This window comes from Pontibacter qinzhouensis (assembly GCF_008017455.1).
In the GTDB taxonomy this organism is placed as follows: Bacteria; Bacteroidota; Bacteroidia; order Cytophagales; family Hymenobacteraceae; genus Pontibacter; species Pontibacter qinzhouensis.
The window spans coordinates 1-4,548 of record NZ_VRTY01000183.1 but is presented as its reverse complement, the minus strand read 5'-3'; the positions used below and the strand labels follow the sequence as shown (position 1 = coordinate 4,548).

Annotated in this window: 3 protein-coding genes; all 3 read right to left on the bottom strand. The window is 46.6% G+C overall.

Going from position 1 to position 4,548, the window contains the following annotated elements:
* Positions 1 to 280: 280 nt before the first annotated feature.
* Entirely contained in the window at positions 281 to 1,543 is a 1,263-nt protein-coding gene (locus FVR03_RS23725) for a dihydroorotase (RefSeq protein ID WP_147924260.1), read from the bottom strand.
* A gap of 1 nt (position 1,544) precedes the next feature.
* On the bottom strand, positions 1,545 to 3,554 hold the full coding sequence (locus FVR03_RS23720; RefSeq protein WP_255474383.1) for a BatA domain-containing protein: 2,010 nt from the start codon (positions 3,552 to 3,554) through the stop codon (positions 1,545 to 1,547).
* 752 nt (positions 3,555 to 4,306) lie between these two features.
* The coding region (locus FVR03_RS24835) for a hypothetical protein (protein WP_222707309.1) at positions 4,307 to 4,548 on the bottom strand (242 nt) is incomplete at its 5' end.

Genomic DNA, 4,548 nt, shown 5'->3' with positions numbered 1-4,548 from the left:
TTTAAAAAAGCTAAGTTCAGTATCGAGGAACTGTTTGTAGTACTTCATTCCCAGGAAAATAAATACTGGCAGCACAAAAAAGCTTAACCGCCCCGATTCGCTTAAGGGGTTGTAACCTAACAGGTAAGTTAGCAGCACCAGCATAAAGCTCGCTACTCCACAAATAACTCCATAACGTACCCCTACCCTTACTATCGCCTGATTAAACATTCAAATTTCCTGGTATATGGAGCAACTGTACGCTCCAAACAATATTACACTATAAATATATAAAAAAAGTTTAATTGAGCACCATCTGCCCCTTATGTACAATGCCCACAACTGCACCTGTTAAGCTCCTGCCATAGAACGGGCTGTTCTTAGACTTCGATTTTGTTTTGTTTACTTCCGGAGTCCAGGTTTTTGTCGGGTTAAACAGTGTCAGGTTGGCTTGTTCTCCTACTGCGAGTCCTGACGCAGGCAAGCCAAGTATTTTTCTGGGGTTCAACGCAAATTTCTCAATAATGGCTTCTGTAGAAAGTGCACCGGTTAGTGAGGTGTTAGCCACAGCAAAGGCTGTTTCGAGGTTGGTAATACCAAATTCGGCCAGGTCGAACTCCAGGTTCTTTGCCTCCGGGTCGTGCGGCAGGTGCGCAGACATCAGCACATCGATGGTGCCATCGCGCAGGCCCTCTTTTATAGCTTCGGCATCAGCCTGGCTTCTGAAAGGTGGCGCTACTTTGTAATTTGTATCGAAAGGTAAAATGGTCTCGTCTGTAAAAAAGGCCTGGTAGCTAGCCACATCGCAGGTAACCTGCAAGCCCTGGGCTTTCGCCTTCCGGATGGCATCGACGGCTGCCGCAGTAGAGATAGCCGAAAAATGTAAGCGCCCACCGGTGTAGGTTAGTAACTGCAAATCGCGTGTCACCATAACTTCTTCGGCAATGGCTGGCATACCTTTCATGCCCAGGCGGGTACTGACCTCGCCCTCATGCATTTGCCCGTGGTTCGTGAGGCGGGTATGCTCCGGCTTGTTCAGGAGCAGCCCATTAAACATCTGCACATACTGCAGTGCCTTTAGCAGTACATCGGCCCCCTGCAATGGCTTTAAACCATCCGTAAACGCAATGGCACCTGCCCGGTGCAGGTCTATCATCTCGGTCAGGTCTTTACCTTCGGCATCGATGGTAATGGCCGCAGCAGGGTGCAGCGTTACAGGCAAGTACGCCGATTTGCTTTTAATAAAGTTTACCGCGCCCTTTGTCTGTACCACAGGCTGCACATTAGGCAGACACAGTAACTCCGTAAAGCCACCTGCCGCCGCAGCAGCAGCCACCGACTCCAGGTCCTCTTTGTGCTCCAGGCCAGGCTCACCGGCAAAGGCAAACATATCGACCCATCCGAGCGATACACACAGGCCACTGGCTTCCACCACCTGCTCTGCCTCCCTGGTTTCAGGCCCTATATAGGTAATAGTGCCGCTCTCTATAAAAATGTGCTGTTGTTGTAAATGGAATTCTGATTCGGGATGGTAAATGGTTACAGCCTTTAGGAGTATGTTCATGCTAAAAAAATCTTATGAGGGCTATTTCTGCCATTAAGAAAATCAGACACAATATTAGGCAATATTTCCAAAGCTTGACACCAAAATATCGTTTTTCGAATTCTCCTTTTACAGAAAACGCATCACCATAATCGTAAACATGCACATTGGTCTGCCCCGGCTTCAGGAAACTTCGTAGTTCATCGGGTGAGTACTGCTCCAGCAACGATTCGCTTTTAGGGTAATTAAAGGCCAGTGTGGTCATGGTAGAATCGCCTAAGCGGAGGTCATAAAACCCGGCCTGATCTATGGCATCCGGAATGGTGAAAAAAAGATTGCCACCCCGCATTTGCTGTTCCGGAATATACTCGAGGCTATCTTGCACAAGTTTGTAGATGCCTTCTTTTCTTTGCGGTGCCGGTACGGGCATGTTCACGGTGGCACCGTTAATGGCGTAAGATAGTTGTTGTTCCTGCTTGTAGCTGGCAATGGCAAGTTTATACATAACCGGCACAAACAGGGCATGGTTCTGCAACTCGTTGTAATTATCTTCGAGTGGTGCCGCCATCAAAAAAACTTTTCCGCTGCCTCTGTCGAACCGCGACAGGAAAGGAGAACCACCTCTGAATTTCAGAATGTCATCAGATGCTCTTGACCATGCCACTGTTCTGGCTGCGGCAGGCATTTGCATTTTAGGATCGAAATCGGAGAATATGCTTTTGAAAAACGGGTTGGCAGGATCCGGAACAGCTATAGCTGTTTTGGCTGGCTCGTCTGATGCCCCCCCCATCAGGTTGGCAGCTATGTTCAGGTTTTGCATAAGACTGCTATAGCTGGCATTATCTGCCTGGCCTGGCGGTATAATAACCAGCGTTCCGCCTCCTTTCAGGAAGGTGGCTAATGTGGAAGCCAGTGCCGAAGAAACATTTTTTACTCCGTTTAGCAGCACTGTATGCGCAGCCGCTGTGCGAGCATAATCGATGTTACTCTGCTGATACTGCGTTAGCTTAAAAAATGCTTCGTTTCTGAAGAGCCGGGGCAACAGTTCAGAAGCATTGTCGGTTATTTCCACCATCTCGATATTGCTTGATGGTGCCATCACAAAGTGATAACTGTTGTCGAATTCTACGGGATAATCTTCTACCAGCACATAGGCTTTGCTCACGCCACTCCCCATCAGGCTAAAATTAACGGTGGTTTCTGTTACCTGCTGGGCCGGCAAATCAACGCTCAGGGCTGCTACCTGCCGCTCATTCACCATCAGTTTCACATTGCAGTCCTCAATCGCTTCTGAACCTGCATTAAACAGGCGAATGTACAACAGGTTTTCGCCTGCTGGTCTTATAAATTCATCTTCGAGGTAAACAGAGTCTATTACCACATTGGCAGTAGAAGCTGCTTTTACCGGTACCAGGTGCACCTGCCTGGTTGAGTCTACTGCTGATAAGCTGGCAGGTTGAAAACTGCTCCTCTGAAAATCAGAAAACACAAACACATGCTCTGCCGTTCGGACTCCTGCCAATACCTGAAAACCGGAACCAGAAGCATAGTTCAGTTCATTTAAAAGGGAAGAAGCTGCTGGTTTATCTAAAACCCCGCTGTTAGGTGAGTTAGAGGCTGTAGAAAGCCGAAAAGTAGTAGAAGCCGGAAATAAATCGAGTGTACTTTGCGCTTGTTCTGTAGCGGCAGTTAATAGGGTCACATCTTCTTCGGCATGTGTATTCTGCATACTAAAGGAGTTATCCACGACTATAGAAACCTGTGAAGTATCGGCAGGAACAAACGAATCTGACGCAGGCAGGAAAGGTTGAGCAAAGGCCAGCACCAGGAAGACTATAAAAAGAATACGACAGATAAGGATTAGGATCTCTTTCAGATTGCGCTGACTTGCCGTAATGTCTTTTGTTGTTTGGATTAACCGGACATTGCTGAATTCAATTCGTTTGGCTTTTCGGAGTTGAGCCAGATGAAGAATTATAGGAATACCTGTGGCAGCTAAAGCAAATAAAAATGTAGGATAAAGAAGGGCCATGTTTCAAGTTAAACAGCTGCAATCAAATAAACAATAATTAGCCTGACAAGGAAACAAAAAGAGTTAATGCCACAACAATTGTTTTAGGCAGAAGTAACTGTATAAACATAGCAAGCTATTTTGCCCTTGACATAATTTGACTCCTTATACTTTCGGAAGGCCAGTTTCATTTGAATAATCTGAACCGGACAACCTCATTTTGCTTTTTTTTGCAACTTGTTGAAGGTTACTATTATGATTGACTACACTTATGTGTAAGGCAATATATGCCACTCCTTATTTAAGGTTCAGGTTAATAAGCAGCTAACGTTTGACTTAGGAACTTGTTATGTGGAGCAGTAGGAAAAAAGGTAGATAATAAACTTCGAGGTTGTTTGAAACTTAGATAAAGCTTTACCCAACTAGCAAAAGTAAAGACTGTTATGAAAGTTAATGAACAGGTTAAACACTTAATCACTGATATTTACAACAGACTCCTGCTATTTCCAGTTTAGCGCAGAGGAGAATGTATGCTCCTCCTGCACAGAAGCGGGATAAGGTTATCAGCAGGCGGGCTATCAGGCAAAGGAGCAACAGGTTGTTATTGCTACACCTTCCCTAGCCTTACGTGTCATCTAGTAGACCTTCATCTACGGAGTTCACTGCTGTAATCTATGGGGTTTACTGCTGTCAGCAAGTCACTTCGCCTCCGAGGGTTGCAGCGTAGTCATCAGTAGGCAGGGTATACCTACGCCTCCTTAATTGTGAGAAGGTTATAATTCAGAAGTTGTGTAGTTTCGGCAGTAGCCAGTGGGAATAATAAGAATGGAATGGTTATGGGTGAATTGAGAGGATGATGGCCAACTAAAGGGATCTACGCCTGGCTGCCTTGGGCGGGTTATGGCCCCGGTGTGCGTGTGCGTGCCTGGAGTCGAAGCGCATTCGGCCGGGGCCAAAAACGCAGCCAGCCCCCGTCCTTGTCGGAGCGGGGGCTGCTGGTTGTAGGGGTTGGCGG